19 protein-coding genes are annotated in these 25,929 nt (G+C 49.8%); 11 read left to right on the plus strand and 8 right to left on the minus strand.

What is annotated here, in order from left to right; translation table 11 throughout:
* Positions 1–12 precede the first annotated feature (12 nt).
* Positions 13–3,306: an HsdR family type I site-specific deoxyribonuclease gene (locus Q0499_RS03795; RefSeq protein WP_299196173.1), complete on the plus strand. Its 3,294-nt coding sequence runs from the start codon at positions 13–15 to the stop codon at positions 3,304–3,306.
* A gap of 873 nt (positions 3,307–4,179) precedes the next feature.
* On the opposite strand, the gene Q0499_RS03800 is transcribed toward Q0499_RS03795, so the two are convergent.
* The 6 genes from Q0499_RS03800 to Q0499_RS03825 form a co-directional block, all read right to left on the minus strand.
* Positions 4,180–5,187: an MsnO8 family LLM class oxidoreductase gene (locus Q0499_RS03800; protein ID WP_299196175.1), complete on the minus strand. Its 1,008-nt coding sequence runs from the start codon at positions 5,185–5,187 to the stop codon at positions 4,180–4,182.
* 117 nt (positions 5,188–5,304) lie between these two features.
* Positions 5,305–6,447, minus strand: a complete 1,143-nt coding sequence (locus tag Q0499_RS03805; RefSeq protein WP_299196177.1) for a GGDEF domain-containing protein — start codon at positions 6,445–6,447, stop codon at positions 5,305–5,307.
* 73 nt (positions 6,448–6,520) lie between these two features.
* Positions 6,521–8,461, minus strand: coding sequence for a bifunctional diguanylate cyclase/phosphodiesterase (locus Q0499_RS03810; protein ID WP_299196179.1), 1,941 nt, complete (start codon positions 8,459–8,461; stop codon positions 6,521–6,523).
* Positions 8,461–8,961, minus strand: a complete 501-nt coding sequence (locus tag Q0499_RS03815) for a molybdopterin-dependent oxidoreductase (RefSeq protein WP_299196181.1) — start codon at positions 8,959–8,961, stop codon at positions 8,461–8,463. Before Q0499_RS03815 ends, Q0499_RS03810 begins: the two co-directional genes overlap by 1 nt.
* A gap of 218 nt (positions 8,962–9,179) precedes the next feature.
* Complete coding sequence (locus Q0499_RS03820) at positions 9,180–9,566, minus strand: VOC family protein (protein WP_299196254.1); 387 nt, start codon at positions 9,564–9,566, stop codon at positions 9,180–9,182.
* 75 nt (positions 9,567–9,641) lie between these two features.
* A complete protein-coding gene (locus Q0499_RS03825) occupies positions 9,642–10,157 on the minus strand; it encodes a DUF2937 family protein (RefSeq protein ID WP_299196183.1) in 516 nt (171 codons plus the stop codon).
* Between the two features lie 295 nt (positions 10,158–10,452).
* On the opposite strand from Q0499_RS03825, the gene Q0499_RS03830 reads away from it, so the two are divergent.
* From Q0499_RS03830 to Q0499_RS03855, 6 genes are all read left to right on the plus strand, one after another.
* Positions 10,453–10,983 carry a hypothetical protein gene (locus Q0499_RS03830; RefSeq protein WP_299196185.1) on the plus strand — a complete coding sequence of 177 codons (531 nt, stop codon included), beginning with the start codon at positions 10,453–10,455 and terminating at the stop codon, positions 10,981–10,983.
* Positions 10,984–11,223: 240 nt separating this feature from the next.
* Positions 11,224–12,588, plus strand: a complete 1,365-nt coding sequence (locus Q0499_RS03835; RefSeq protein WP_299196187.1) for a TolC family protein — start codon at positions 11,224–11,226, stop codon at positions 12,586–12,588.
* Positions 12,581–14,149, plus strand: coding sequence for an efflux RND transporter periplasmic adaptor subunit (locus Q0499_RS03840; protein WP_299196189.1), 1,569 nt, complete (start codon positions 12,581–12,583; stop codon positions 14,147–14,149). Before Q0499_RS03835 ends, Q0499_RS03840 begins: the two co-directional genes overlap by 8 nt.
* Entirely contained in the window at positions 14,146–17,277 is a 3,132-nt protein-coding gene (locus Q0499_RS03845; RefSeq protein WP_299196190.1) for an efflux RND transporter permease subunit, read from the plus strand. The genes Q0499_RS03840 and Q0499_RS03845 overlap by 4 nt, the downstream gene beginning before the upstream one ends.
* A gap of 38 nt (positions 17,278–17,315) precedes the next feature.
* Positions 17,316–17,882, plus strand: a complete 567-nt coding sequence (locus tag Q0499_RS03850; protein WP_299196192.1) for a hypothetical protein — start codon at positions 17,316–17,318, stop codon at positions 17,880–17,882.
* A 309-nt stretch (positions 17,883–18,191) separates the two neighbouring features.
* On the plus strand, positions 18,192–18,722 hold the full coding sequence (locus Q0499_RS03855; protein ID WP_299196194.1) for a transposase: 531 nt from the start codon (positions 18,192–18,194) through the stop codon (positions 18,720–18,722).
* Between the two features lie 88 nt (positions 18,723–18,810).
* Here the strand turns inward: Q0499_RS03855 and Q0499_RS03860 are convergent, their stop codons facing one another.
* Together Q0499_RS03860 and Q0499_RS03865 are read right to left on the minus strand one after the other, a co-directional pair.
* On the minus strand, positions 18,811–19,500 hold the full coding sequence (locus Q0499_RS03860) for a response regulator (RefSeq protein WP_299196196.1): 690 nt from the start codon (positions 19,498–19,500) through the stop codon (positions 18,811–18,813).
* 17 nt (positions 19,501–19,517) lie between these two features.
* Positions 19,518–21,122, minus strand: coding sequence for a sensor histidine kinase (locus tag Q0499_RS03865; protein WP_299196198.1), 1,605 nt, complete (start codon positions 21,120–21,122; stop codon positions 19,518–19,520).
* A 225-nt stretch (positions 21,123–21,347) separates the two neighbouring features.
* On the opposite strand from Q0499_RS03865, the gene Q0499_RS03870 reads away from it, so the two are divergent.
* From Q0499_RS03870 to Q0499_RS03885, 4 genes are all read left to right on the plus strand, one after another.
* Entirely contained in the window at positions 21,348–22,331 is a 984-nt protein-coding gene (locus Q0499_RS03870) for a tripartite tricarboxylate transporter substrate-binding protein (protein WP_299196200.1), read from the plus strand.
* A gap of 221 nt (positions 22,332–22,552) precedes the next feature.
* Positions 22,553–23,026, plus strand: coding sequence for a tripartite tricarboxylate transporter TctB family protein (locus Q0499_RS03875; protein ID WP_299196202.1), 474 nt, complete (start codon positions 22,553–22,555; stop codon positions 23,024–23,026).
* Between the two features lie 4 nt (positions 23,027–23,030).
* Positions 23,031–24,569: a tripartite tricarboxylate transporter permease gene (locus tag Q0499_RS03880; RefSeq protein WP_299196204.1), complete on the plus strand. Its 1,539-nt coding sequence runs from the start codon at positions 23,031–23,033 to the stop codon at positions 24,567–24,569.
* A gap of 308 nt (positions 24,570–24,877) precedes the next feature.
* Positions 24,878–25,819 (plus strand): porin, encoded by a 942-nt coding sequence (locus Q0499_RS03885; RefSeq protein ID WP_299196206.1) that lies wholly within the window; start codon positions 24,878–24,880, stop codon positions 25,817–25,819.
* Positions 25,820–25,929: the final 110 nt, after the last annotated feature.

Consider the following 25,929-nt stretch of genomic DNA (forward strand, 5'->3'; position numbering starts at 1 on the left):
TTATTAAAAAGCATGCGCAAATTTACTGAAGCTCAATTAGAAAGCGCCATTATCCAGCTATTGGGGGAGCAGGGTTATCCCCATACGCTGGGGGGCGATCTTTCTCGTAGTGCGACAGAGGTATTGATCAGATCGGATCTGCGTGCTTTTTTAAGTCAGCAATATGCCAGTGAAGGCATCACGGACAATGAGATCAACGGCATTATCCGTCAACTGGAACTGCTATCCCCCAGTGATCTGTATGACAGTAACAAAACCTTCTGCAGATGGTTAAGTGATGGCTTTTTACTCAAGCGCGAAGATCCAGCCGATAAAGATATCTACATACAGCTGATTGATTACAGCGACCTAGCCAGGATGCGTGTGCCCACGGGGGGTGAAGTGGATCAGCTCTCGATTGTTGCCGAAACAGGCCCGGGCTATCAGGCCAATAGACACAATATCTATAAAATCGTAAACCAGCTGGAGATTGAAGGGGTAGCGTCGGCCAGTGGGGGGGAACTGCGTATTCCCGATGGCATTTTGTATATTAATGGCTTGCCGCTGGTGTTGTTTGAGTTTAAAAGCGCGATTCGTGAAGAAGCCACGATTCACGATGCCTATGTGCAGATCTGCACCCGCTACCGTCGGGATATCCCGCAGTTGTTTATCTATAACGCCCTCTGTGTAATCAGTGATGGGGTGAATAATAAGCTGGGCAACCTGTTTGCGCCCTATGAGTATTATTATGGCTGGCGCAAAATCAGCGGCAACGAGACGGTTGATAAACAGGGCATCGATTCACTCAACAGTATGGTGCAGGGGCTGTTTGATCAGCGGCGTTTACGTGAGGTGATCCGGCACTTCATTTACTTCCCCGATAAAAGCCATCAGGAGATCAAGATTGTTTGTCGTTATCCGCAATATTACGCGGCAACCAAGCTCTACCAGAATATAAAACAGCATCAGAAAAAGCGTGATAGTGCAGGTAATATTATCGCTGACGACGCTGTACGCGACGGCAAAGGTGGCACCTACTTTGGTGCGACCGGTTGCGGTAAAAGCTTTACCATGCAGTTTCTTGCGCGTCTGTTGATGAAGAGCGTGGACTTTGAAAGCCCTACCATTGTATTGATCACCGACCGCACCGACTTAGATGATCAGCTCTCGCAGCAATTCACCAATGCCAAAACCTATATTGGCGATCAGATTGTTGAAACGGTGGCCTCCCGTGCAGACTTGCGCGCCAAGCTGCAAGGCCGCCAGAGCGGCGGGGTATTTCTCACCACGATTCATAAGTTTACTGAAGATGTCGCGCTGTTAACCGATCGCTGTAATGTGATCTGTATCTCCGATGAGGCGCATCGTAGTCAGATTAACCTCGACCAGAAAATATCAGTGGTGACCGAAGGTAAACACCGAGGGGTTAGAAAAACCTACGGTTTTGCCAAATATCTGCATGACTCGTTGCCTAACGCCACCTATGTGGGCTTTACCGGCACACCCATTGACGCCACCCTGGATGTGTTTGGGTGTGTTGTCGATAGCTACACCATGAACGAGTCGGTCAGGGATGAGATTACCGTGCGCATTGTCTATGAAGGCCGTGCGGCAAAGGTCATTCTGGATAACAGTAAGCTGAAAGAGATTGAAGCGTACTATCAGCAATGTGCCGACGATGGGGCCAGCAATTATCAGATAGACGACAGTAAAAAAGCGATGGCCAGCATGGGGGCGATTCTCGGCGACCCGGATCGTATTCAGGCCTTAGCGAAGGACTTTGTGGCGCATTACGAAGACCGCGTGGCAGAGGGCTCTACTGTGGCGGGTAAGGCGATGTTTGTCAGTAGTTCACGGCAGATTGCTTATCAGCTGTATCAGGAATTACAAACCCTGCGTCCCGAATGGTTTGAGGTGCTGAATTGCGCTAAGGGTGAATCACTTAGCGACAAAGAGCGTAAGGCGATAAAAGCCTCGGCGCGGGTGCGCATGGTGATGACGCGCAATAAAGATGACGATAAAGCGTTGTGGAATCTGCTGGGTAGCAAAGACGATCGTAAAGCGCTGGACCGCCAGTTTAAGCTGGCTAAGTCTAACTTTAAGATCGCCATTGTGGTGGATATGTGGCTGACCGGCTTTGATGTGCCCTTTCTCGATACCATGTATATCGACAAGCCGGTATCACAGCATAACCTGATACAGACGATTTCGCGGGTCAATCGCAAGTTTGAAGGCAAGAGTAAAGGGCTGGTGGTGGATTACATCGGCATCAAAACCAGCATGAACAAAGCGTTGAAACAGTTCGGTGGTAGTGGCAGTGATAACTTTGAAGATATCGCCGCGTCGATTATTGAGGTGCGTAACCACTTAGATCTGCTGAACAAGGCCTTTTATCACTTTGATAGCTCAGATTATTTTACCGCTGACCCGGTTAGCCAGTTAAATTGCCTTAACCGGGCCGGAGAGTATGCTCAGCAAACCGAGAAAACTGAAAAGCGCTTTATGGACATTACTAAACGTCTTAAAGCGGCTTATGACATCTGCTGTGGTAATGAACAGATCACTAAAGATGAACGAGATCATATCCATTTTTATATGGCGATTCGCTCTATTATCTTCAAGCTAATCCGGGGCACGGCACCCGATACCGCGCAGATGAACGCCAAAGTACGCGGGATGATCGCTGAAGCGATTAAAAGTGATGGCGTCGAAGAGATCTTTAAGCTGGGAGAAGAGGGTGAGGGCGCTATCGATATTTTCGATGAAGATTACCTCGCCAAAATCGACAAAATAAAACTGCCGAACACCAAGATTAAACTGCTGCAAAAACTGTTGGAAAAAGCGATTGGTGAAGTGTCGAAAACCAACAGGATGCAAGCTATCGATTTTTCTAAAAAGTTCAAAGCGCTGGTGGATAAATATAACGAGCGCAGAGAAGATGATGTACTCGTTAGTAGCGTGCTGGAAGACTTCTCGAATGAAATTATCGATCTCTATCACGACCTGAAAACCGAAATGACGTCGTTTGCCGATATGGGTATCGACTATGAAGAGAAAGCGTTCTACGACATCCTGAAATCCCTGTCGGTTAAATACGATTTTTTCTACCCCAAAGATAAGATGATTCAGTTGGCGAAACGCGCCAGAGAAGAGGTTGAGAGTGTTGCCAGCTTTCCCGCCTGGAATCAGCGAGAAGATATAAAAGCCGAGCTGCAAGTGAAGTTGATTCTACTGCTGGCCGAATTCGGTTATCCGCCTGTGGCCAATGATGATGCCTATAAAGCGATTCTGGAACAGGCGGAGAATTTTAAGAAACATTGCGGCTAGGAATGGTTAATTAACGCAGTGCCTTTAAATATTTAATTTAGCTTTATTGAAGTTTTCACGAAACAGAATAACTGCTTACTGTGAATTGATGCAGTGAATACAACAGGGAAAGAATATGCAGCCTGCGACACAGAAATCAGATTCCGGGTACGCAGCACTCGCGACGATAATGTGGTTTATGTGTCAGGTAATGCGCTCAGGACGACAGCTAATCAAGAGCGGTTGCAGCTGCGTAAATGGTGTTCACTGCCGAACACGACTCCAGGGGTGGCGGAGGTAGAACGAAGCAGGAAGCCAGAGTCGAGGCAGTTTAAAAATAAAATGATATGGGCTAAGAAACCTGTTTAAGCAGGATTTGCGAACGACGGGTAAGCTGGGAAGCAACATTCTAACAACGAGCTGAGTTGATTTTATCAAATACGCAGACATGCCTAATCCCTGGCAAGTCACGCAGTGGCGTCTGAGGACTATTTGTCTAATAGTGACGCGAGATTTAATGTCAGTTGGGTACAACGAAAAGAGATCCAATATCGCCGGGGGGGACGATGTCTGACTTTTCAAACGGGACTCTTTTTCATCCCAACCAACAGGCTTATAGTGGCAAAAGAGAGATAGTTTAACAAGCAGAAGAGTAGCGTCATTACCCATTTTGGGTGGTGGGTATAAGTCAGAAATGTTTGTGGGTGCTGATACGTATTAAAGGGGCATTCTGTACTATGATCTGTATTTTTATCTTACAGGTTGTGATGCCCAATACTGTTTACTGAAAGCGTCAGGTTTGAATAGGTTATATCCAGGCTGCATCCAGGTTGGATGCAGCTAATACTTCTTCGAGTAATGGGCTGGTCGGGACAGACGTTCGAGCGGCGGTTGTTAAAAACCTTTTATCAGCTGCGTATAGCTATCGATTCGATCTGCCTGGCTATGGGTTACTGCAACGGTGGCGATCTCGTTACAATCAAAGGTGCTGGCCAGTTGAGTGATCTCTTCGGCACATTGCTCCGGTGTGCCGACAGTGTAGCCGTTGAGGATATGATCATATTCGGCCTGGTGGGCTGCCGGAAACGCTTTATAACGATCCTGAACCTCGGCCGGGGTAAGGAAGGCTTCCCGCATACCCAGTTGGGCGGCCAGCTTGCGATACACCGCTGTACCTGCCCGTAGCTTTGCTTCGGCTTCGGTGTCGGCACAGATGCAGGCGATCGCCAGCATTCTGGTGGGTGTGCCCGGGTGTTCTGCCCGTTTCCACTGTTCCAGGTATTCGGTGAAGATTGACGGGTGGCAGTTGTCCGGGTCGATAAAGCGGGCCAGGGCGATGTTATACCCCAGATGGCCGGCTAAGCCCGCGCTGCCTCCGCTGGAGCCGAGCATCCACAGTTCCGGTTGCGGGCTGTTGTCGGGCATCACTTTTATCTGGCTGAAGGCGTTATTTTGCGGCAGGCTACCTTCGATAAACCCTTTCAGCAGCTGGGCCTGTTGTGCATACAGATCGCCATGATGAGGCTGATGCGGGTATGCCAGTGCCTGAGAGGTAAGGCCGGTTCCACCGGGCGCCCGGCCGATACCCAGGTCGATGCGGTCGGGGAACAGGGTGGCTAACATTTTGAAACACTCAGCCACTTTTAACGGGCTGTAATGGCTGAGCATGACGCCGCCGCTGCCGACGCGGATGTTTTGGGTGACACTGGCAATTGCCGTGGCCATGATTTCCGGACAGGGGTTGGCAAAGTGAATGCTGTCGTGATGTTCGGCGACCCAGTAACGGTAGTAACCCAGCGTGTCACACAGCTGTGCCAGTTCTATGGTCAGCCCGGGGGCATCTATCGCGGCGTGGGAGCCGTGGACGGGGGACTGGTCAACAACTGACAGCTTTATGCTCATTATATTCTCCTTTATGTGATTAATATGTTAACTAATATATTAGTTTATCTCAATCGAATAAGGCCATGGAGAAGGGTAAATCAGACCGGGGACTAACTATGTGTAGCGATTCTGTGGCTATTTCAATGGCGGTGCTACTGAATATTGGTTTCGGCCTGATGCCTTAGCTTTATACATAGCATCATCAGCCGCCATCAGAAACGTCTGGTTGTTTGTCGTTGCATCAGGCTGAGTGCTCGCAACACCGGCAGAGCAGGTGACTTCGATGATCTCTCCACTCCAATTAAACGAGATCTCTGAAACTGCCTGGACCAGATCATCTGCGATTGTGATTGCTGTTTTCAGCGGTATCGCTGGCAATAGGACGATAAACTCTTCACCGCCATACCGCGCTATCATATCGGTGGAGCGTTTTAACTCTTGTTTGAGTACTTGAGCGACTCTTTTAAGGCATTTATCGCCCGCGAAATGACCGTAGGTATCGTTAACTTTTTTAAAGTGATCGAGATCGATCATGATGACGCTGAGTGGCTGTTGCAGCTCGATACAGTGCTGCCACTCACTGGCATAGCAACGGTTAAAGTACATCCGGTTATACAGGGATGTGAGTGGTTCAGTGATACTGCTCTTTTCTAATAATAATGCTCTATCGTCAGACTCTTTTCGGCTGTAAACCGCTTGCCAATAGTCGGCGCGGGAGGTGCGAGCGGCTTCAAGAACATAGATCACGGCGATACTCGCTAAAATGATCAGTATCAGATTATCTGTTCCTTCTATTATTGTGCCAACAATCAACCCAGGTACGAACACCAAAATCGGATAGAGAATACTAACGATTCTAGAGATGCTGAGGACGGATGTGCCGCCAATCGCAAGTGCCGACAGTATAATCATGTAAGGGGTCTGCAAGGCTGAATAGTCACTGCCATAAATAACCCATGAAGACATCACTCCCCAATGAACTGCATTAAACAGTATTAGCCCAACCAGACAGAAATAGTTTCGGGTAGTGTTATAGCTTTCAGTTTTTATGATGAAATGGTAATGCACAATGCGCAACAATGCGGCAATGACCAACAGCAGGGTATTCAGGTAAAAGATATATGGGTGGTCTTCAATGATATTGACCCAGAGAGCGGTCAGAAGCCATAAGGCTAAAAATATTACGATACCGCCACGTGCCCGCTTAGTCAGATCCAAATGAAACTGTTGCTGAAGGCTGAGGCCTTTATCGACAGTGCCTATTTCTGACAGGTTCATGACGGTTACCTTTATTGGTCTTCGCTTTTAGTATAATTGTTGTCGTCATGATTGCATTTGATTAACAGCCTTTCTATGCGCCTGAAGTCGAAGATTCTGCTTTTTGTACTCTGCAAAAGTCGGGTATGAGCTCTGGTTTTAAGGGTTTGCTGAATAGGTAACCTTGCCCAAAATCACACTGGAAAGAGGTTAGCAGGTGGGCTGCTGCAGCGTCTTCGATTCCCTCTGCGACGACCCGCATCCCCAGGTCATGACCGATACGGATAATGTTTTTCACCAACAGGCTACTGGTGCGATCAACGGTGATCTTGCTGATAAAGCAACGGTCGATTTTGAGCGTCTGGATCGGCAGTTGCTGCAGGTGGCTGAGTGATGACAGGCCGGTACCAAAATCATCCAGAGCAATGCTTATCTCCTGACGAGCTAATTCCGGAAGCAGATTCTGGGTCTCTTTGAGGATATGCATACTGGTATCTTCTGTGACTTCAACCCTGATCAATCCTTTGGGCAGGCCATACTCATTCAGTGACTGGTTAATGATGCTGGCAAGATCAAGCTGATGCATGGATGGCGATATGTTGATGGCCACGGGTATGGCTTTTAAGCCCATGGATTGCCACTGAGCTATCTGCAAACATGTCTGCTTAATTACCCAGCAGCCGAGCAGGTTGGCTATTGAGTATTTTTCGGCTATCTCGATGATCTCCAGCGGCGGGATGGCACCATAGGTTTCATGATTCCAGCGCAACAACGCTTCCAGTGAGGCAACGTGCTGTTCTTCAAGAGACACTATTGGCTGGTACACCAGCTGAAGTTTTTCTGCTTCAATCGCCTCACGCAGGTCCCGCTGTAACTGTTGCCGTCGGTTGATCTGAACATCCATCTCAAAATCAAACAGCATCTGTGTTGAATGATTTGACCGCTCTTTGGCTTTATACATGGCAATATCTGCGCGGGTTAGCAGGCTGCTGGCATCGTTCCCATGTTCCGGGTAGATAACACTGCCGATACTGGCGCCAATAAAACAGGTGTGCTGGCCGATCTCAAACGGCTGATCAAACAGGCTGATGATTTTATCGGCAATAATGTTCAGGCTTTGTTTACCGCGAACCGTTGACTGAATAATGGCGAATTCATCACCGCCTAAACGACAGGTGACGCAGTTATAACGTTTATCAATCTCCTCCGTCATGCGTCTGGAGACGGATTGCAGCAGAGCATCACCAATGTGATGTCCCAGGGTATCATTGATATCCTTGAAGCCATTCAGGTCGAGCAGGTGCAGGGCGAAGGGCTGCTTTTTATCAGAGTAACGGGAGATCTTTTTTTTCAGGAACGCCCGGTTGGGTATTCCGGTCAGGCTGTCGTGCTCTGCCTGGTGGCGGTTCAGTCTGCTCTCGCGGATGATCATCAGTAACAACAGGCTGCCGGTGAAAATCAGGCCAAACATCAGCAGAATAAGCTGTCGCTGCAGATCGAGAACCTGGCTGTCGCTGCGGTTAAGAATAGCGTTAGTGCGGTAATAGTCCTGCATTGAAAGAGCATCAACGGCGTCAACCTGAGGCTTCAGTGTTTGCTTTATCTGAACGCTGTACTCAGGGTCGACAGGAAGCCTGTTAAAAATGTCATTCTCCAGCGATTTAACCGTTTCAAAGGCCTGGTTTATGGTGCTTTCAGCGGTTTCTATACTGCGTATCTGTACACCATCATCACCCTCAATTAAGACGGGAAAGCGGCTCCAGAGGATGTCATAACGAGATTTCAGCTGATCCAGGTGAGTTGTGTTCGGTGCTGCCTGATAGAGGGTCAGTGCATCATCAAAGCGCCGCAGTTCCATTTTTAACTGAAACATCGAAAAGACACTGGTGGTGTAGTATTGATCAAGGATTGTGATTGACTGGCGCAACTGGAACAGGCTGACCGCGGCACTGATAAAAAAGATCAGTATCAGTGCGATCAGTAACGCGCGTTTCTGGCGATAGGTTTTGCGGATAATCTCCAGACTCTCGCTCATTAGTAGATCTCAATCCGTGACAACTGCCAGATCATTCTTCCGGTATGGATTTCGCCAGTCAGCTCCGGGAATTTGTGATGTGGCAGTATTAACCACAGTGGCCCTTTGTTGCGTATCGATAGCTGTTTGCCATCCTCACTCCAGGCCAGAATCGGTTCGTACTGATCCATGTAGTGCCGTTCAAATTCAACGCTATAGTCATTCAGGGCGGTTAGCCTGATGTGATTCCCCTCTGCTCCGACATGGTTTAAAACAGCCGAGAGCAGTGGTCCGTGATAGCTGTTTAAGCTATTCGACCAGCGGGTTTGCAGGGTAAAGGTATCGCTTTCCAGTCGCTGTAGTTGCGCCAGATCGAGACGGGCCGTCTGACCATCCTGGGTGTTCTGAATTTTTCCGCTGATGGTGAGTATCACCGGCCCCTCAGGTTGGGGCAGGGGGGCGGCGGTTACGCTGAACGTCACAGCACAGCATGCTAGCAGAGCAAGAATCCATTTTGTCATGGGGAAGCCTTTTTAGAATATAAATAATTTGCGACGGCTGATCTTTGAGGCATTGTTTGTTGAAAAAGCATCAGCGGTCTGCGATAAATCTGAGCCGGTAGTGGTGGGCTCAGAGTCTCTCCATGACTTGTCAGTAAAATCTAATTTACAGGCCTCGCTCGAGTATGTCAGGGGGTCTTAGAGTCTGTATTACTCATTTTGTGTATTGTGGGATATATTCAGGTGTCGATATAGTTGGAAACCTCAATCAGATTGCCATCGGGGTCTCTGAAATAGACGGAGAGGATCTTCCCTGTGGCTCCGGTACGTAAGACCGGACCTTCAATAACAGCGATATTACAGTGCTTAAGATGATCGATTGCCTGAGCGATAGGTTGCCGGATAATAAAACAGAGGTCTGCACTGCCAGGTTGAACATGACCGGCCTTTGGCTCGAACTCCCTGCCGTTCTGATGCAGATTTATCTTCTGCTGACCAAAGCTTAAGGCGATGCGGCCTTCACCGAAAACGACTTTTTCCATCCCCATTACCGAGGTGTAGAAATCAACCGTCGTGTTAATATCTTTAACGGTAAGCACCAGGTGATCTAATCGTTCAGTCTGCATCATCACGTTCTATTTTCATTTGTTTTTTTATGTACTTTTTTATGTGCCTTTTAGATCTTTTTTTTAGATCTTTTTTTAGATAAGCGTCTTCGCTGTCCTGTGCCGCCGGAAGCGTCTGGCTATAAACGCGCACGGCTGGGTGATAATAATGTTTAGCAGCAGGCCCATGATTACGCCGAAGGCTAACCCCTCGACGGTGAGTGGTATGCCCGGCTTAAAATTATCCAGCGTGTCTTCGAGGTAGTGATAGCGGGCGGGGTTGAACATATAAACGGATTTAGTCAACAGGTTACCGTTGGCAAAAACTGCCATGCCCTGTTGTAACTCATTATACAGATCAAGGGTCGCTAGTTTTTGCTGTGCATCTGCTCTGACACTTGGTTCACTATTGCGTTGATGCTGTTCGATCATCGCCCTGATATTCGGGTAGCCGAACTGTCGGGCGGTAGCTTCATAACCTTCGACCTGCCATCGGGTTGATTCATACCAGCCGGAGAGATACTGCTGATAATGATCGGCCAGTTGCGGTATCTGCAGAGCCAGTAGCAGAGCTACGCCAAACACCAGCTTGTCTAATAGTCTTCCAATCAAGGGAATAATTCCTGAGGTGATGTCGTATGGTCATTAATATACCGCACCGGAGGTCGATGTAAAAACGAAGCTTTTTAGACAGATTGGGAGAGGCTGAGGCGGAACGGAGAGCAACAACCTGATGGTATCCCTTGCTATTCGCTGTAGGTGTGGTTAAATTTCCGCTGATATGTATTCAGGTTAGTTTCAGACAGTCTCTATAGAATACTCATCAGCTGTTAATCGCTGGCCGCTGTATTGGCGGGGCTGTTAATACAAAAGCGGATATTATTTAACAAGGTAACAGATGCACGCAGTGGCGAAAAAGCTTGTGTTGGTATTGTCTATGCTGGCGGTGATAACCGCACAGCTGTTCAATGCTGACTTCGCTATGCCGATGAATCATAGTGGTTCTGTCGCTGCAACTGAGATCTCTCATGTTTCTATGAGTGTCGGTGATGAAGCAGCGGATCACCTTACTCATGCCCCGGAACACAGATCGACTGCAGCTCACCTTGCCGTTCACCCGCCGTCTCACCTTGCGAATCACACCCCGAACACGATGTTAGCATCCGTTGGTGTTGAAGTTGGTAGTGGTTGTTGTGATCAGGATACGCAGAGCATGTCTCACTGCGGTGATTCGGGTAAAAGTAGTCATTCCTGTGATAACCATGCCGATTGTGCTCAATCCAGTTGTGCCCAGTCCCATTGCGTCAGCTCGGTTGGCTGTGGGCTGTCGCACTATTTTCTGGATATAGACGCCTCTTTAGCTGTTTCTTTTTCCGTTAGTCATCTGCTATTACCTCAGAACAGCGTTTCGCTGTACCGTCCTCCCATATTCCGTTGAGAACATAAGCCGCTAAGCCGGTCTTTTTTCAGCGGGAGAACAGAATAGATCTCCCAGGTTTTCAGAATGTTTCAGACATCATTATGGATGAGTCTGATTCCAGTGGGTGTATCTATGTCACCAGTACTTACTTTTTTAATACTCAGACCTTCAAGGCTTAGGTTTTTAAGGCTTAGGTCTTCAAAACTTAGGTCTTCAAAACTCTATATCAGAGCAACCCTGTACCGCTTGATAGCGGCTGTGCTGCTCAACGGTGCCGTTGCTTCCGTTGCCCTGGCCGAAGCACAAAGCGATGTTTTAACCCTGGATAAAGCGGTCACCCTTGCGCTGCAGAATGACCCCTGGTTGTCGGGCAGTCGTTATCAGCAGCGGGCGACAGAGGCATTGGCTGAATCCGCGTATCAGTTACCCGACCCTAAGTTTTCTCTGGCACTGGCAAATCTGCCGACGGATACCTTTGATTTTGAACAGGAGGCGATGACACAACTGGTGGTCGGTGTGTCGCAAATGTATCCCCGGGGCGATAGTCGGCGTCTGAAGCGCGAGCAACTGACTTTACATAGTGCCAGCCAGCCGCTGATGCGTCAGGAGCGCCAGGCAAAGCTGCAGCTGACAATAACTCAGCTATGGCTTGAGGCTTATCAGGCTAAACAGTCAGTGCAACTGATTCAACGGGACAGAAAGTTATTTGATCAACTGGTGGATATTTCCCAGGCCAGTTACTCCTCCGGGCTGAGGGGGACAGGACAGCAAGATCTGATTAAGGCGCAACTGGAGCAATCCCGTATTGAAGACCGGCTGACCCTGTTGTTGCAGAAGCAGGATGTGGCTGAGCAAAAGCTGCTTGAGTGGCTACTGCCTGCCTTGAGTGACGCGTCTATGCCAATGACTGGATTTCACTATGCGACAGAACTGCCGCTGCTGCGCATCGAGTATAGCAGCGATGACAGCAGCGATTACCGGGATGATTTACAAGCTCAGAGTTTAACTCATACCGCGCTGGCCAGCCATCTGACCGGCCATCCTTCGATTCAGATTGTGGATCAGAGTATTGCCGCAGCAGCTACCGCTGTGCAGCTGGCGAAACAGAAATACAAACCGGAGTGGGGGGTGAGTGCCAGTTATGGCTATCGCGGTGAAGATGCGATGGGGCGTGACCGGGCTGACCTGTTCAGTGCCGGTGTCAGCGTCACTATGCCGCTGTTTTCAACCGTCAGTCAGGACAAAGAGGTCGAAGCGGCAATCGCCAGTCAGGAAAAGATCCGTACCGAACGCAGTCTGATGCTCAGACAGATGATCGCTTCATTTAACTCCGCCCGGGCGCAGTTGAGTCGTCTGCAACAGCGCCAGCAGATCTTTGATGACAAACTTCTGCCGCAGGTGAAGCAGCAGGCGGATGCGGCCTTACATGCCTATGAGTCTGATAACGGTAGTTTTATTGAAGTGGTGCGCGCAGGTATCGCTGAACTTAACACCCGAATCGATTACCTCGACATAACGGTGGCGCGGCTGCAGCAGATTGCTCAGCTGAACTATCTGCTTACGACCACTGAATCAGCGACCGACAGTTTCACGCTTAGCCAGCCAGGAGTGACCCATGAGTAATATCGTTAAGGGATTTGGATTAGTTTTACTGGGCGTTGTGGTAGGGGCTGCAGGTCTTGCTGCAGTCGTAAAAACCGACACTTTCTCAATGGGAGCAACCGCTACAGTGTCTGAAACGTCTGCACCCGCCAGCGATCAGCCACTTTACTGGGTAGCGCCGATGGATCCTAACTATCGCCGGGATAAGCCGGGTAAGTCGCCGATGGGGATGGATCTTGTGCCGGTTTACAAGGAGGCCGGTTCTGCTGCGGATGAAGGTCCCGGAACCATCAAAGTGTCCCCTGAGGTGGTTAACAATCTCGGAGTAAGAACTGCAGTATCGGCGATGACTCAGATGCAGTTCGATGTGCGTACCGTCGGTTATGTGGATTATAACCAGGACGAAATCATCCATGTTCACCCCAGGGTTGAGGGCTGGGTTGAAAAGATCTATATCAAAGCGGAAGGCGACCCGGTGGTGAAAGGGGAGCCGCTTTACGACCTTTATGCCCCGGCGCTGGTTAATGCGCAGGAGGAGTATCTGTTTGCCCTGGCACGGGGTAACCGTGATCTGATTCGGGGCGCGGAAACCCGCTTGCGGGCACTTCAGGTGCCTCAGCAAACACTGGATAAACTGAAAAAAACAGGCAAACCCAGCCAGAGCGTGACCTTCTTTGCGCCCCAGAGCGGCGTGGTGGATAACTTTAATATCCGTCAGGGCGTTTATGTAAAGCCGGGTATGACGCTGATGTCGATTGGTGCACTGGATGAAGTCTGGGTTGAAGCTGAAGTGTTTGAGCGGCAGGCAAGTCTGATTGACGCCGGGCTACCGGTTTCTATAACACTGGATTTTCTCCCGGGAGAGACCCGCCAGGGGACAGTTGATTATGTCTACCCCGCACTGGACCCTGGAACCCGTACGCTGAAAGTGCGCATGCGCTTTAACAATCAGGATCGCCAGCTCAAGCCGAATATGTTTGCTGAAGTGATTATCCATAAGCAGGATACACACGCCTCGCTAACGGTACCTAAAGACTCGGTGATCCGCGGGGCTGAAGCCAACCGGGTAGTGCTGGCGCTGGGCGATGGTCGCTTCAAATCGGTCATCGTTAACACCGGCCGCAGTGATGGTAAACAGGTTGAGATATTAAGTGGACTGAAGGCCGGTGAAGCGGTGGTCACCTCCGCGCAGTTTCTTCTGGATTCCGAGTCGAGCAAAACCTCTGACTTTATGCGCATGCATGTTGACCAGCCGATGGAGGCCGACTCAGCTGCTATGAGTATGGATGGTATGAGCATGGACGGCATGAGTATGGACGGCATGAGTATGGATAGTCTGAGTCTGGATGGCATGGCTCTGGATAGTAACAGTCTGGACGCCCCGCAGAGCGATATGAAAGAGGGGGTTAACCGTGATTCTGAAAGCCCGATGCCAGAAAGTCAGAAGCCGAAAAGCCAGGGCCAGGATGGCATGAGTCCGAATCAGGAAATGTTTAAACAGGGCCAGATAATGCCTTTGGCCGCTGAGCCTATCGCGTTGCTCAAACGGTTGCAGTCCACTTCTGCGAGGGCTGTTTTATGATTGAGTCGATTATTCGCTGGTCGGTCGGCAATCGTTTTTTTGTTTTGCTGGCCACGGTGATTCTGGTGGGAGGCGGTTTGTTCTCGCTGAAAAATACTCCGGTTGATGCGATTCCGGACCTGTCCGATGTTCAGGTGATTATTAAAACCAGTTATCCAGGCCAGGCGCCGCAGGTGGTTGAAGATCAGGTAACCTATCCGCTGACCACGGCAATGTTATCGGTGCCCGGTGCCGTAACCGTGCGCGGTTATTCATTTTTTGGTGACTCCTATGTCTATGTCATCTTCAATGAGGATACCGATATGTACTGGGCTCGCAGCCGGGTGCTGGAGTATCTGAGTCAGGTGGCACCTTCGTTACCGGCAAATGCCCGGCCACAGCTGGGGCCGGATGCCACCGGTGTTGGCTGGGTGTATCTCTATGCGCTGGTGGACAAAACCGGCAAGTATGACATCAGTCAGCTACGCAGCCTGCAGGACTGGTTCCTCAAGTATGAGCTGCAAACCGTGCCGGGGGTGTCAGAAGTGGCATCTATTGGCGGTATGGTGAAGCAATATCAGGTGCGGGTGAATCCGGAAAAGCTGCGCGCGTTTAATATGCCTCTTGCACACATTCAGAACGCCATCCGTCAGGCCAATCAGGAGGTGGGTGCCTCTGTTGTGGAGATGGCTGAAGCCGAGTATATGGTGCGTGCCACTGGCTATATTCAGGGCGAGGATGATCTGCGGAATATACCACTGGGGGTCAATGCAAACGGTACTCCGGTGCTGTTACAGGATGTTGCAGAGATCGGCACCGGACCACAGATGCGCCGTGGTGTTTCCGATCTTAATGGTGAGGGCGAAGTGGTCGGTGGTGTGGTGGTAATGCGCTTTGGTGAAAATGCGCAGAAGACCATTGATGGTGTCAAAGCCCGGCTGGAAACATTGGAAAAAGGGCTGCCGGAGGGGGTTGAACTGGTGACGGTGTATGACCGTTCCGGCCTGATTGATCGTGCGGTTGAGAACCTTTGGCATAAGTTGCTGGAGGAGTTCATCGTCGTTGCTCTGGTGTGTATTGTGTTTCTGTTTCATGTGCGCTCGTCACTGGTGGCTATTGTCAGCCTGCCGGTCGGAATTCTGACCGCGTTTATCGTCATGAACGCTCAGGGAATTAACGCCAATATTATGTCTCTGGGGGGCATTGCGATTGCGATTGGCGCGATGATCGATGGTGCCATCGTGATGATCGAGAATATGCATAAGCATATGGAGCGCACCCCGTTGACGAATGAAAATCGTTGGCAGGTTGTTGCTGAATCCGCCAGTGAAGTGGGGCCTGCACTGTTTTTCAGTCTGCTGATTATCACCGTGAGTTTTGTGCCGGTATTTACCCTGGAAGCACAGGAAGGACGGATGTTTGCGCCGCTGGCCTTTACTAAAACCTACGCGATGGCGGCCTCAGCGGCACTGGCGATTACGCTGGTGCCGGTGTTGATGGGGTATTTTATCCGTGGCAAGGTGCTGGCGGAGCATAAGAACCCGGTAAACCGTGTTCTCACTGCACTCTATATGCCAACGCTTCGAAAAGTGTTGTCCTTCCCCAAGCTGACATTAGCCTTTGCTTTGCTGGTTTTTCTCGTCGGATTGTGGCCTTTGGATAAACTCGGTAGTGAGTTTATGCCGCCCCTGGACGAGGGCGATCTGATGTATATGCCCACCACCTATCCGGGCATATCGATTGGTCAGGCGCGTCAGTTGCTGCAACAAACAGATAAGTTGATAAAGACGATACCTGAAGTTGAAACAGTGTTTGGCAAAGTCGGGCGGGCCGATACTGCCACAGACCCAGCGCCACTAACCATGATTGAAACCTTTATTCAGTTAAAACCGCGGGATCAGTGGCGCGAAGGTCTGAGCACCGATGATCTGCGAAAAGAGTTGGATAACCTGGTAAAAGTGCCGGGGCTAACCAATGCCTGGGTGATGCCGATCAAAACCCGTATCGATATGCTGGCAACCGGTATTAAAACCCCGGTAGGGATTAAGGTCGCCGGGCCGGATCTGAAAGTGATTCAGCAGATCGGCCAGCAGCTGGAAACCATTCTCAACGATGTGCCGGGTACCGCTTCCGTGTATTCCGAACGGGTAGCCGGTGGTCGTTATATCAAGGTGGATATTCAGCGACAGAGTGCCGCCCGTTATGGCCTAAATATCGCCGATATCCAGCAGGTCGTTGCATCCGCTATCGGCGGGATGAACGTATCGCAAACCGTCGAAGGGCTGGAACGTTATCCGATCAATGTTCGTTATCCACAGGATTATCGTGATTCACCGGAGCAGCTGGCGTTGCTGCCGATAGTCACGCCCATGGGGCAACGAATCCCGCTGGGTGATGTGGCTGAGATCTATATCGAAGACGGGCCTCCTGGCATTAAGAGTGAAAATGCGCGCCTCAACGGCTGGACCTTTATCGATATTGAGGGCATGGATATCGGTAGTTATGTTGAACATGCGCAGCAGGTCGTGGCTGATCAGCTGCAACTGCCAGCCGGTTATTCGGTCAGTTGGGCGGGTCAGTATGAGTATATGCAACGGGCGAAGGAGAAGCTGGCCTATGTGGTGCCGCTGACACTTTCGATCATTGTGATTCTGCTGTTCCTTAACTTTCGCAACTTTATTGAGGTCAGCATCATCATGGGTACTTTGCCACTGGCGATGGTTGGCAGTGTCTGGCTGATGTACCTGCAGGGCTTCAATTTCTCGGTAGCGGTGGGTGTCGGGTTTATCGCCCTGGCCGGGGTCGCGGTAGAGATCGGCGTCATTATGCTGGTGTATCTGAATCAGGCGTATGAGCAGATGCTGGATCGCTGCGAAAAACAGGGCCTGATTCCACGGGAAGAGACTCTGCGACATGCCGTATTGCAAGGTGCCGGGTTGCGTGTGCGCCCGGTAATGATGACCGCTGCGGCGATAATCGTTGGTTTATTACCGATTCTTTACGGCAGCGGTACCGGTTCTGAGGTGATGAGCCGGATCGCTGCGCCAATGGTGGGCGGTATGGTGAGTGCGGTAGTGCTGACGTTGCTGGTATTACCGGCGGTGTATTTCCTCTGGCGGCGGCGATCTATCGCCGCTCTGGAACATTAAAAATTCAATTCAGTGATTTAACGAACGGAGAAAACAACATGACATTTAATAAACTTATCCTGGCCAGCAGCCTGAGTGCAGTGATGCTAAGTAGCGGATTCAGCGCGGGTGTCAGCGCTGCTGGCAATACCGCGATGCAACAGGGCAGCATGGATCATAGCGCGATGCAACATGGTGATATGAACCAGAACGGTATGCCACAGGAGGCTATGTCTCCAAAGATGTCTCAGGAAATGTCCGGCGAAATGAACCACGATACGATGTCTCAGGGGATGTCTGACAATAAGATGTTCCTGGAACAAAAGGATATCGACGGCTATACGGTCAGCTTCCATGTGATGGCTGCAGAAGAGGGGATGAGCCATGGCGGCACGCACAATCTGATGATCAAAGTGGAGCAACAGGGTGCCGTGGTTAGCGGTGCACAGATGAACTCTAAAGTGATCTATCCTGATGGGACCGAGGAGAGCAAACCGCTGATGGCGATGGGTGAGTGGCAGATGGCGGGTTATGACCTTAAAGCGAGTGGTAAACATCAGCTGATGGTGTTGTTCAAAACCCCGGATGGTAAGAAACATTTTGGCGGTTTGTATTATTCAAAATAACGTTTGATGGTTGGGGAGGAAGGAGCCGTGTTGGGGTTCGTTCCTCACCCCAACCTACCAGCCGAATATTGTAGGTTGGGATGAGGCACGAATCCCAACATCCATTAGCACAATGAAGTAACCATTATTGTTCATTCACCGATGTTTGATCGGTCTATCCTGTAGGTTGGGATGAGGCACGAATCCCAACATCCATTAGCACAATGAAGTAATCATTATTGTTCATTCACCGATGTTTGATGGTCTATCCTGTAGGTTGGGATGAGGCACGAATCCCAACATCTAATCCAATGGCACAGGGAGGTGACTATGTATTACCGACGGGCTTCGCAACCAGGGGGGTGTTATTTCTTTACGGTGAATCTTCATGATCGTGATAAGGATTTGCTCGTTAGCCATATCGATCTGCTGCGTGAATCCTTTCGACAGGTTAAGTTACGTCATCCTTTTCACATTGATGCGCTGGTGGTGCTACCGGAACATCTGCATGCTATCTGGTCCCTGCCTGAAGGAGACTCCGATTTTTCTACCCGTTGGGGGCTGATTAAAGCGAATTTTTCCCGAGGTTTGGTTAAGGACGAATTGATCTCTAAGAGCCGTATATCGAAGGGCGAGAGGGGAATTTGGCAGCGACGCTATTGGGAGCATCTTATCCGTGATGAAAATGATTTTCGCAGGCATGTGGATTACATTCATTTTAACCCGGTTAAGCATGGTTTAGTTCAGCGATGTATTGGCTGGCAATATTCCAGTTTTCACAGTTATGTTGCGCGAGGGACATTACCCATTGATTGGGGTGATGGGGTAACAGACCTTTCGGCGGAAGGGTTTGGTGAGTAGGAATGCTTCGGTGTTTTAGACGTTATTTGGTCGTAGAGTTGGCTTTTCAAAGAGTTGTTGGGGTTTGTGCCTCACCCCAACCGACGTTCTAGCCATTTTTCTGATAGCGTCTTTCAGGCCGCCCGACTGAACCATAACTGACCTCTGCCGAGAGTTCGGAGCAGCTGACCAGATATTCCAGATAGCGGCGCGCGGTGGTGCGGCTGGCGCCGATGATTTCACCGACCTCCTCGGCATTGAGGGCATCGTTGCGACCGGTGAATACTTTATTGATGTTTTCCAGTGTGATCGCATCGATCCCTTTTGGCAGTCGTGCCACTTCAATCGCTGAGTTCTCATGGCTTGAACTGTTGCGGGGTAATACCCTGTCGACATCACTCTGGGCGAGGGTTTCCAGGGTGTGTAGTTTTTGCAGATGCTGATGATAGTTATTGAGCGTTTCCTGCAGTCGCTCGAATACCAGGGGTTTGAGAATATAGTCGAAGACGCCGCCTCGCAGAGCTTCCCGCAGGGTGTCGACCTCTTTTGCGGCGGTGATCATAATCACATCAACAGCATTGTTGCCGGCGCGTATTTTACGTAACAGATCAAAACCGGTACCACTGGGGAACTGGATATCCAGTAATAAAAGATCAGGCTGCATGATCTCTATCAGATCTTCTGCCTCAGACAAGCGGTGGGCGATGCCGACCAGCTCAAACCCCTCAACCCGTTCCAGAAAACGTCGCTGAATTTCAGCAATCTGTGGATCGTCTTCGGCGATTACTACTTTTATCATCTGTACTTGAACCCATGTTATTTTTTATTTTTGGGGATATAAACGGTAAAACGGCTGCCGCCGTTGTTACCGCTCTCTATAGTTATAGTGCCACTGAGCTTATCCAGCAGGTTTTTTACCAGATACAGGCCATAACCGTGACCATCACTGCTTTTACTGCTGAAGCCTTTTTCAAAAATCTGGTCTTGTTGTTGCAATGGAATACCGGGTCCCTGATCTTCTATCTCAAAAATCAGATCATTTCCCAGGTCGGTCATCGACAGGAGTACTTTGCCTTCGTTTCCGTGCAGTTTAAGTGTGGCTTCCAGAGCGTTGTCGATCAGGTTGCCAATAATACTGACTAACTGCTCACGGGGGAGTTTATCCGGCAGGCTGGTCATCTCACTTTCAGGGTCGATCACTAACAACAGTCCCATCTCGCGGGCGCGGTTATATTTACCCAATAGACACCCGGCCAGCACCGGGTCGGGTACGGCTTTCATCAGCAGTTTGATCAGTTCCTGATGGCTTTGCGATTCCTGACCGATCAGTTGTAACGCCTGATCGGTTGCGCCGATCTGAATCAGTCCGGCGATGGTGTGTAGTTTGTTGGAATATTCGTGAGATTGGCTCCGCAGGGTGTCAGCATACTGTTGAATTCGGGTGAGCTGTTGGCTGACCATATCCAGTTCATCTTTACGCCGAAAGCTGGATACCACACCGGTAACGTTATCGCCCTGTTTCAATGGCAGTCGGTTGGCGATAATACAATGATCACCTCGCCAGACCTCACGATCAAATTGAGGTTCGCCCGTTTCCAATACTTCAAGCATAGAGCTGTCAGGCAGAACCTCATCGACTTTGCGACCGATCAGTTTACTGTTTTTGGGGAGCCCAAGCGTTTCGATTGCGGTCTGGTTAATGGTGGTGATTTCGCTGGCACTGTTGATGGCAATAATACCTTCTCGGACAGACTCCAGCGTGGCGCGTTGTTCATCAAAAAGACGGGCTATCTGCTCAGGCTCCAGACCAAATATCGCTTTTTTAAAGTGATTGGCAAACCAGACTGCGATGGCTGCACTGGCGATAAAAGAACAGATGATGACCATGATCAGCGTCACCCGGTAACGGTTAATAATCTCCGTCACCCGGTCGAGGCTGTAGCCAACTGAGATCAGCCCGGCAATGCTGCCATCTGCGCTAATGACCGGTGCTTTACCGCGCATAGACCAGCCTAACGAACCAACCGCTTTAGCGATATAACCCTGCCCTTCAATCAGTGCCGGATAGCCGGTATCACCGTCATCGTCAGCCATTGAGTGGCCAATCTTTACAGGTTTCGGGTGTGCCAGACGAATACCATTATTATCGCCGATGACGACAAAACGTGCCCGGGTTGTTTCTGCCAGCGAGATGCTCAGTGGCTGAAGATAATAGCTGTCTTTCTGTTCTACCGCTTTTATAACGTTGGGCATCGCAGCGATTGTTTTGGCGACATCCAGCGCCCGCTGGCCGATCTGCTCATCAAGCGATCGCTCCAGATAGTGCAATGCAAACAGACCGATAAACCCTGTCTGAATAAGCGCCATTATTCCGAGTATCAGGATCATTCGCTGTTTTAGTTTTAGCTGGCGAAGCTTCATTGTCGTATCTGTTCTCAATGGTGGTTCTTAACGACCCAGTTTCCGGATTTACAGGTCTTGCTCAGATAGTAATCAATCTACTTGCTTTTGGCTCGTAAACTTTATGAACAAAATGACTTTTATGCTTTAAAAACCCTTTAAATTCATAAGCTTTATAACAATAGAACAGAAGTCTAATGTGCATCTAACTAATAAGAACGAGTGTTATAAAGCGAGGATTTCCGAATGTTCTGTAAAACGGTTAATAAGAAAACCCTGATGGCCGCCATGCTGACAACCTGTCTGACAGCGGGGGCATCATTTCATGTTGCGGCGATGGATAGCGTCCACTTCCTGATTCCGGGTGGTGCCGGTGGTGGCTGGGATGGCACTGCACGGGGTACCGGTGAAGCGCTGAGTAAAGCGGGCCTGGTTGACAGTGTCTCTTATGAAAATATGTCCGGTGGCGGTGGTGGTAAAGCGATTGCCCACCTGATTGAAACCGCTGATCAGAAGCATGACACGTTGATGGTTAACTCGACTCCTATTGTGATCCGTTCGCTATCTAAGGTGTTTCCCCAGTCATTCCGGGATCTGACGCCGGTTGCTGCAACTGTCGGTGATTTTGGCGCATTTGTGGTCAAGAAAGATTCTAAATACAACAGTTTTAAGGATGTTGTTGCTGAATTTAAGCAAGACCCTCGTTCAATAAAGATCGGTGGTGGTTCCGCTCGCGGCAGTATGGATCATCTGGTTGCTGCGATGGCGTTTAAAGCATCGGGTGGTGATGCCCGTCAGGTTCGTTATGTTGCTTATGACGCTGGCGGTAAGGCGATGGCCGGTCTGTTGTCCGGTGAAACCTCTATTCTTTCTACCGGTTTCAGCGAAGCGCTGGCACTGGCTGAAGCGGGGGAAGTTCGGATTCTGGTGATGACCGGTGATGAGCGTAATGAAGCAGCACCTGATGTGCCAACGCTTAAAGAGCTGGGCTATGACGCTACCTTCGTTAACTGGCGCGGATTCTTCGCTGCTCCCGGTATCAGTGATGCTCAAAAGGCAGAGTTTGTCACAACCCTGCAGAAAATGTATGACACCGAAGCCTGGGAAACCGTACGTGCCCGTAATGGCTGGGTTGAAATCTTCAAGCCAGATGATCAGTTTATCGCTTTCCTTGAACAGCAGGAAAAAGAGGTGGGTGATCTGATGCGGGAGCTGGGTTTTCTTAAGTAGGTCCTGAATCCTTTGAAGTATGTGAGTCTGGCTATAGTTAAACAAAACTGATTATAGCCATGACTCATAACACGTAATTCTTGGGACTGATTAAGAATATTGGTGGTTATTGGTTAGCTCTTCTCCGGGTCTTTATCGACAGTGCTTAATATAGGTTAAGCCTCTGGCCCGGAGCTTTTTTTGGTTTATCCGACAGGGTTTTCTCTGTCCGGGAGTGCTTCATGATTATGACTAAAGATCATATTGGCGGAATGGTGTTTCTCTGCCTGTCTCTGCTGTATGGCTACTATGCCGGGGATATACAGATGCTGCCGGGGGATGAATTTGAACCCTTCACTGCGCGCACTGTACCACAGACGCTGGCTATACTCGGGGGGCTTTTATCACTGGCCTTGCTGCTGACTGCAGAACGGACTGAGAGTAAGCGTTTGAGTCTTAGTAACTACGATTTTGCACTGGTCGCAAAGTTACTGGTGCTGATCGTCGTCTTTGGTCTGGCATTGGAGTGGACCGGATTTATGCTGGCGACGATGTTTTTCCTGATGGGCGGATTCTGGTTACTGGGTGAGCGTCGTATCAAAACGCTGTTGATAGTGTCGGTCCCTTTTGCGGTAGGGATCTGGTTCATACTGGCTAAGTTGCTGGATATTTATCTCGCGCCTGGTCAGCTTTACATGCAATTCTTTGGGGGCTGAAACGATGTTAGACGGAATTTTTGCCGGGCTTAGCACTGCGGTGATGCCCTTTAATCTGATGATGGTGGTAGTGGGATGTTTTGCCGGTACCTTCATCGGAATGTTGCCGGGTCTTGGGCCTATCTCCGCTGTCGCGCTGATGATCCCGATCACCTATGGTCTTGATCCTTCCTCCGGCATTATTTTGATGGCGGGAGTGTATTATGGCGCTGTATTTGGTGGCTCTACCTCCTCGATACTGATCAACGCCCCGGGGTGTGCCAGCACCGTGGTAACAGCCTTTGATGGTTATCCACTGGCTCAACAAAATCAGGCGGGAAAGGCACTGGCACTGGCCGCTTACTCCTCCTTTACCGGTGGTACGGTGGGGGCGATAGCATTGCTGTTTGCCGCACCGGCACTGGCAAAAGTCTCTCTCAGTTTTCAGTCGACCGACTACTTTGCCTTGATGATTCTGGGTCTGACGGCCGTTGCTGCCTTCTCTGGAAAAGGGCAGGTGATTAAGGCGCTGATCATGACCGTGTTTGGTCTGATGATTGCGACAGTGGGCACCGATACGACCTCGGGAGCAACCCGCTTTACCTTCGGTAGTATCGACCTGATTGATGGTATCAGCTTCCTGTTGCTGGCGATGGCGACCTTTGCATTGACCGAAGTGGTGATGACGGTGTTGAAAGGTGAACACCGCGAGGAGGAAGAGCAGGTTGATATGAGTAAGCTGGGCAGTATGAAACTCAGCAGGGCGGAGATCAAGGAGGTGGCTCCGACGATTGCGCGATCTTCGGTGTTTGGCTTTCTGGTGGGTGTTCTGCCGGGTGCGGGTGCAACGATTGCGTCTTTTCTGGCCTACGGTCTGGAGCGTAACCTGGCATCAGCAAAAGAGAAACTGAAGTTTGGTAAGGGGTCTTTGCGCGGACTGGCTGCACCGGAGTCAGCGAACAATGCGGCATCCACCGGTTCATTTGTACCCTTGCTAACGCTGGGTATCCCGGGTTCTGGCACCACAGCTATTATGCTGGGGGCGTTGATCGCTTATGGTATTCAGCCGGGTCCGCGTCTGTTTCTGGATCATCCGGATGTGTTCTGGTCAGTGATTATCTCCATGTATTTCGGCAACCTGGTGCTGCTGATTCTTAACCTGCCACTGATCCCTTATATCTCTAAGCTGCTGGTGATCCCACGGCCGATTCTGATTCCGATGATTCTGTTCTTCTCAATCACCGGGGTTTATCTGGTTAGCTTTAACACTTTTGATATTCAGATGATGGTGGTGATCACGGTGATTGCGATCTTCCTGAAATTGCTGGAGTTTCCGATGGCCCCGATGCTGCTCGGTTATATTCTCGGCGGTTTGATGGAGACCAATCTGAGCCGGGCACTGGTGATCTCTGATGGTAGTCTGGCATTCCTTTGGGAGCGTCCATTGACGTTGACGATCATCTCGATAGCCGTGATCGTATTGGTTGTACCGCCAGTGCTTGACCTGTTCCGCAATCGCAATCGCAAAGGCCCAGAAGTTGCGGTGAATGAAGGCGAGGGCTGATCTGCTTTATCGATGACCGCTTTAAATGATACTGACCCTGGCAATCGCCAGGGTTTTTTTTCGCCTGTCTTGTGCCATGAACAAAACGAACTTAATGCGATGTATAAACAATAAATCCTTTATTTTCAATAACTTCAAATTAAAACCATCTCTCTTTAAAGTGTCTCAAACGCTAAGGTTCGTATCAGATCAGAACTATCTGAATGGCTGTTCGAGTGTAGCGATGACTGAGCACTAATGGGCTTCAGGAACCCCGAAAACCTGAACAAAAAATATAAAAGCAATCCATCAATGAAGTGGAGAACACGATGAAGAGAGTAGCTCTGACTACTGCAATTGCAGCCGCGATGCTGGCCGGTTCCGTTCAGGCGGCAACCATCTATGAAGGCAACGGCCTGAAATATGATCTTAAAGGTGATCTGCAGGTTCAACTGCGCCAGAAGATCGGTGATAACCAGGATCAGGATCTTGAGTTTGACGATCTGGAACTGAAAAACCGGGTGACCTATAGCCTTAATGAAGGTATGAGTGCGTTCGCCCAACTGGATTACAGCTTTGATAAACGCGCCAATGACCAGAGCAGCGATTCTCAGGATGGCGGTAAACTGGAAGAGGCCTATCTGGGCCTGAGTTTTGATAATATCGATCTGCGCGTCGGTAAGCAGAACTATTCCAGCGATGAATTCAGCGTTGAACAGTCTTATGAAACAGTGGTTGAAGATGACATTTTCGATCTCAACAACGATCAGGGTGATGATGTTATCCGTGTTGATGCGCAGTTCGAAAATCTGTTTGTGTCAGTCTCTACCGATTTTAAAGCGGAAGGCAATGCGGATAGTGATGGCGTCAAATCTACGGATCTGTTCCTCTCTACCGAGTTAGGTGACCTTGAATTGATGGCGGCGTATCAGAACTATCAGGAACTTGGATCTGATTCCGTCTCTTCGTGGGGCGTTGGGGTAACTTTTGATGCAGGCTTTGCTAAGTTTGGCGCGGACTATGGTTCGATGGAAGATACTGCCGATGTGTACAATCTGGTGGCCTCGTTCCCGGTTGCCGAAACTACAACCGTTGCAGTAGGGGTTCAGAACCGTGATGAAGATACCGGTGTTGACGTGACGGGCTGGTATGCCAATGCCACCTATAAGTTCCCGGAGCAGAAAGGCGTTAGTCTGTTTGCCGAGATCGGTGACACCGACGCAGATAATGCCGATCCGGGTTATCTGATGGGTATGCGTATCGTCTTCTGATTATCTGCTGCGGTAGCGTGATTGCGTGATTTGTCCTCCCCTTCGGGCATCTGATCGCACCACCGTACCGCTCATCAGCGCAGAACAAGCCCGGCAGTGATGCCGGGTTT

The sequence above is a fragment of the uncultured Amphritea sp. genome, assembly GCF_937127095.1.
In the GTDB taxonomy this organism is placed as follows: domain Bacteria; phylum Pseudomonadota; class Gammaproteobacteria; order Pseudomonadales; family Balneatricaceae; genus Amphritea.

Coding starts and splice junctions, on each gene's coding strand:
- Q0499_RS03795 (WP_299196173.1), top strand. CDS start 13: ATGCGCAAATTTACTGAAGCTCAATTAGAAAGCGCCATTATCCAGCTA.
- Q0499_RS03800 (WP_299196175.1), bottom strand. CDS start 5,187: ATGAGCATAAAGCTGTCAGTTGTTGACCAGTCCCCCGTCCACGGCTCC.
- Q0499_RS03805 (WP_299196177.1), bottom strand. CDS start 6,447: ATGAACCTGTCAGAAATAGGCACTGTCGATAAAGGCCTCAGCCTTCAG.
- Q0499_RS03810 (WP_299196179.1), bottom strand. CDS start 8,461: ATGAGCGAGAGTCTGGAGATTATCCGCAAAACCTATCGCCAGAAACGC.
- Q0499_RS03815 (WP_299196181.1), bottom strand. CDS start 8,961: ATGACAAAATGGATTCTTGCTCTGCTAGCATGCTGTGCTGTGACGTTC.
- Q0499_RS03820 (WP_299196254.1), bottom strand. CDS start 9,566: ATGCAGACTGAACGATTAGATCACCTGGTGCTTACCGTTAAAGATATT.
- Q0499_RS03840 (WP_299196189.1), top strand. CDS start 12,581: ATGAGTAATATCGTTAAGGGATTTGGATTAGTTTTACTGGGCGTTGTG.
- Q0499_RS03845 (WP_299196190.1), top strand. CDS start 14,146: ATGATTGAGTCGATTATTCGCTGGTCGGTCGGCAATCGTTTTTTTGTT.
- Q0499_RS03850 (WP_299196192.1), top strand. CDS start 17,316: ATGACATTTAATAAACTTATCCTGGCCAGCAGCCTGAGTGCAGTGATG.
- Q0499_RS03855 (WP_299196194.1), top strand. CDS start 18,192: ATGTATTACCGACGGGCTTCGCAACCAGGGGGGTGTTATTTCTTTACG.
- Q0499_RS03860 (WP_299196196.1), bottom strand. CDS start 19,500: ATGATAAAAGTAGTAATCGCCGAAGACGATCCACAGATTGCTGAAATT.
- Q0499_RS03865 (WP_299196198.1), bottom strand. CDS start 21,122: ATGAAGCTTCGCCAGCTAAAACTAAAACAGCGAATGATCCTGATACTC.
- Q0499_RS03870 (WP_299196200.1), top strand. CDS start 21,348: ATGTTCTGTAAAACGGTTAATAAGAAAACCCTGATGGCCGCCATGCTG.
- Q0499_RS03875 (WP_299196202.1), top strand. CDS start 22,553: ATGATTATGACTAAAGATCATATTGGCGGAATGGTGTTTCTCTGCCTG.
- Q0499_RS03880 (WP_299196204.1), top strand. CDS start 23,031: ATGTTAGACGGAATTTTTGCCGGGCTTAGCACTGCGGTGATGCCCTTT.
- Q0499_RS03885 (WP_299196206.1), top strand. CDS start 24,878: ATGAAGAGAGTAGCTCTGACTACTGCAATTGCAGCCGCGATGCTGGCC.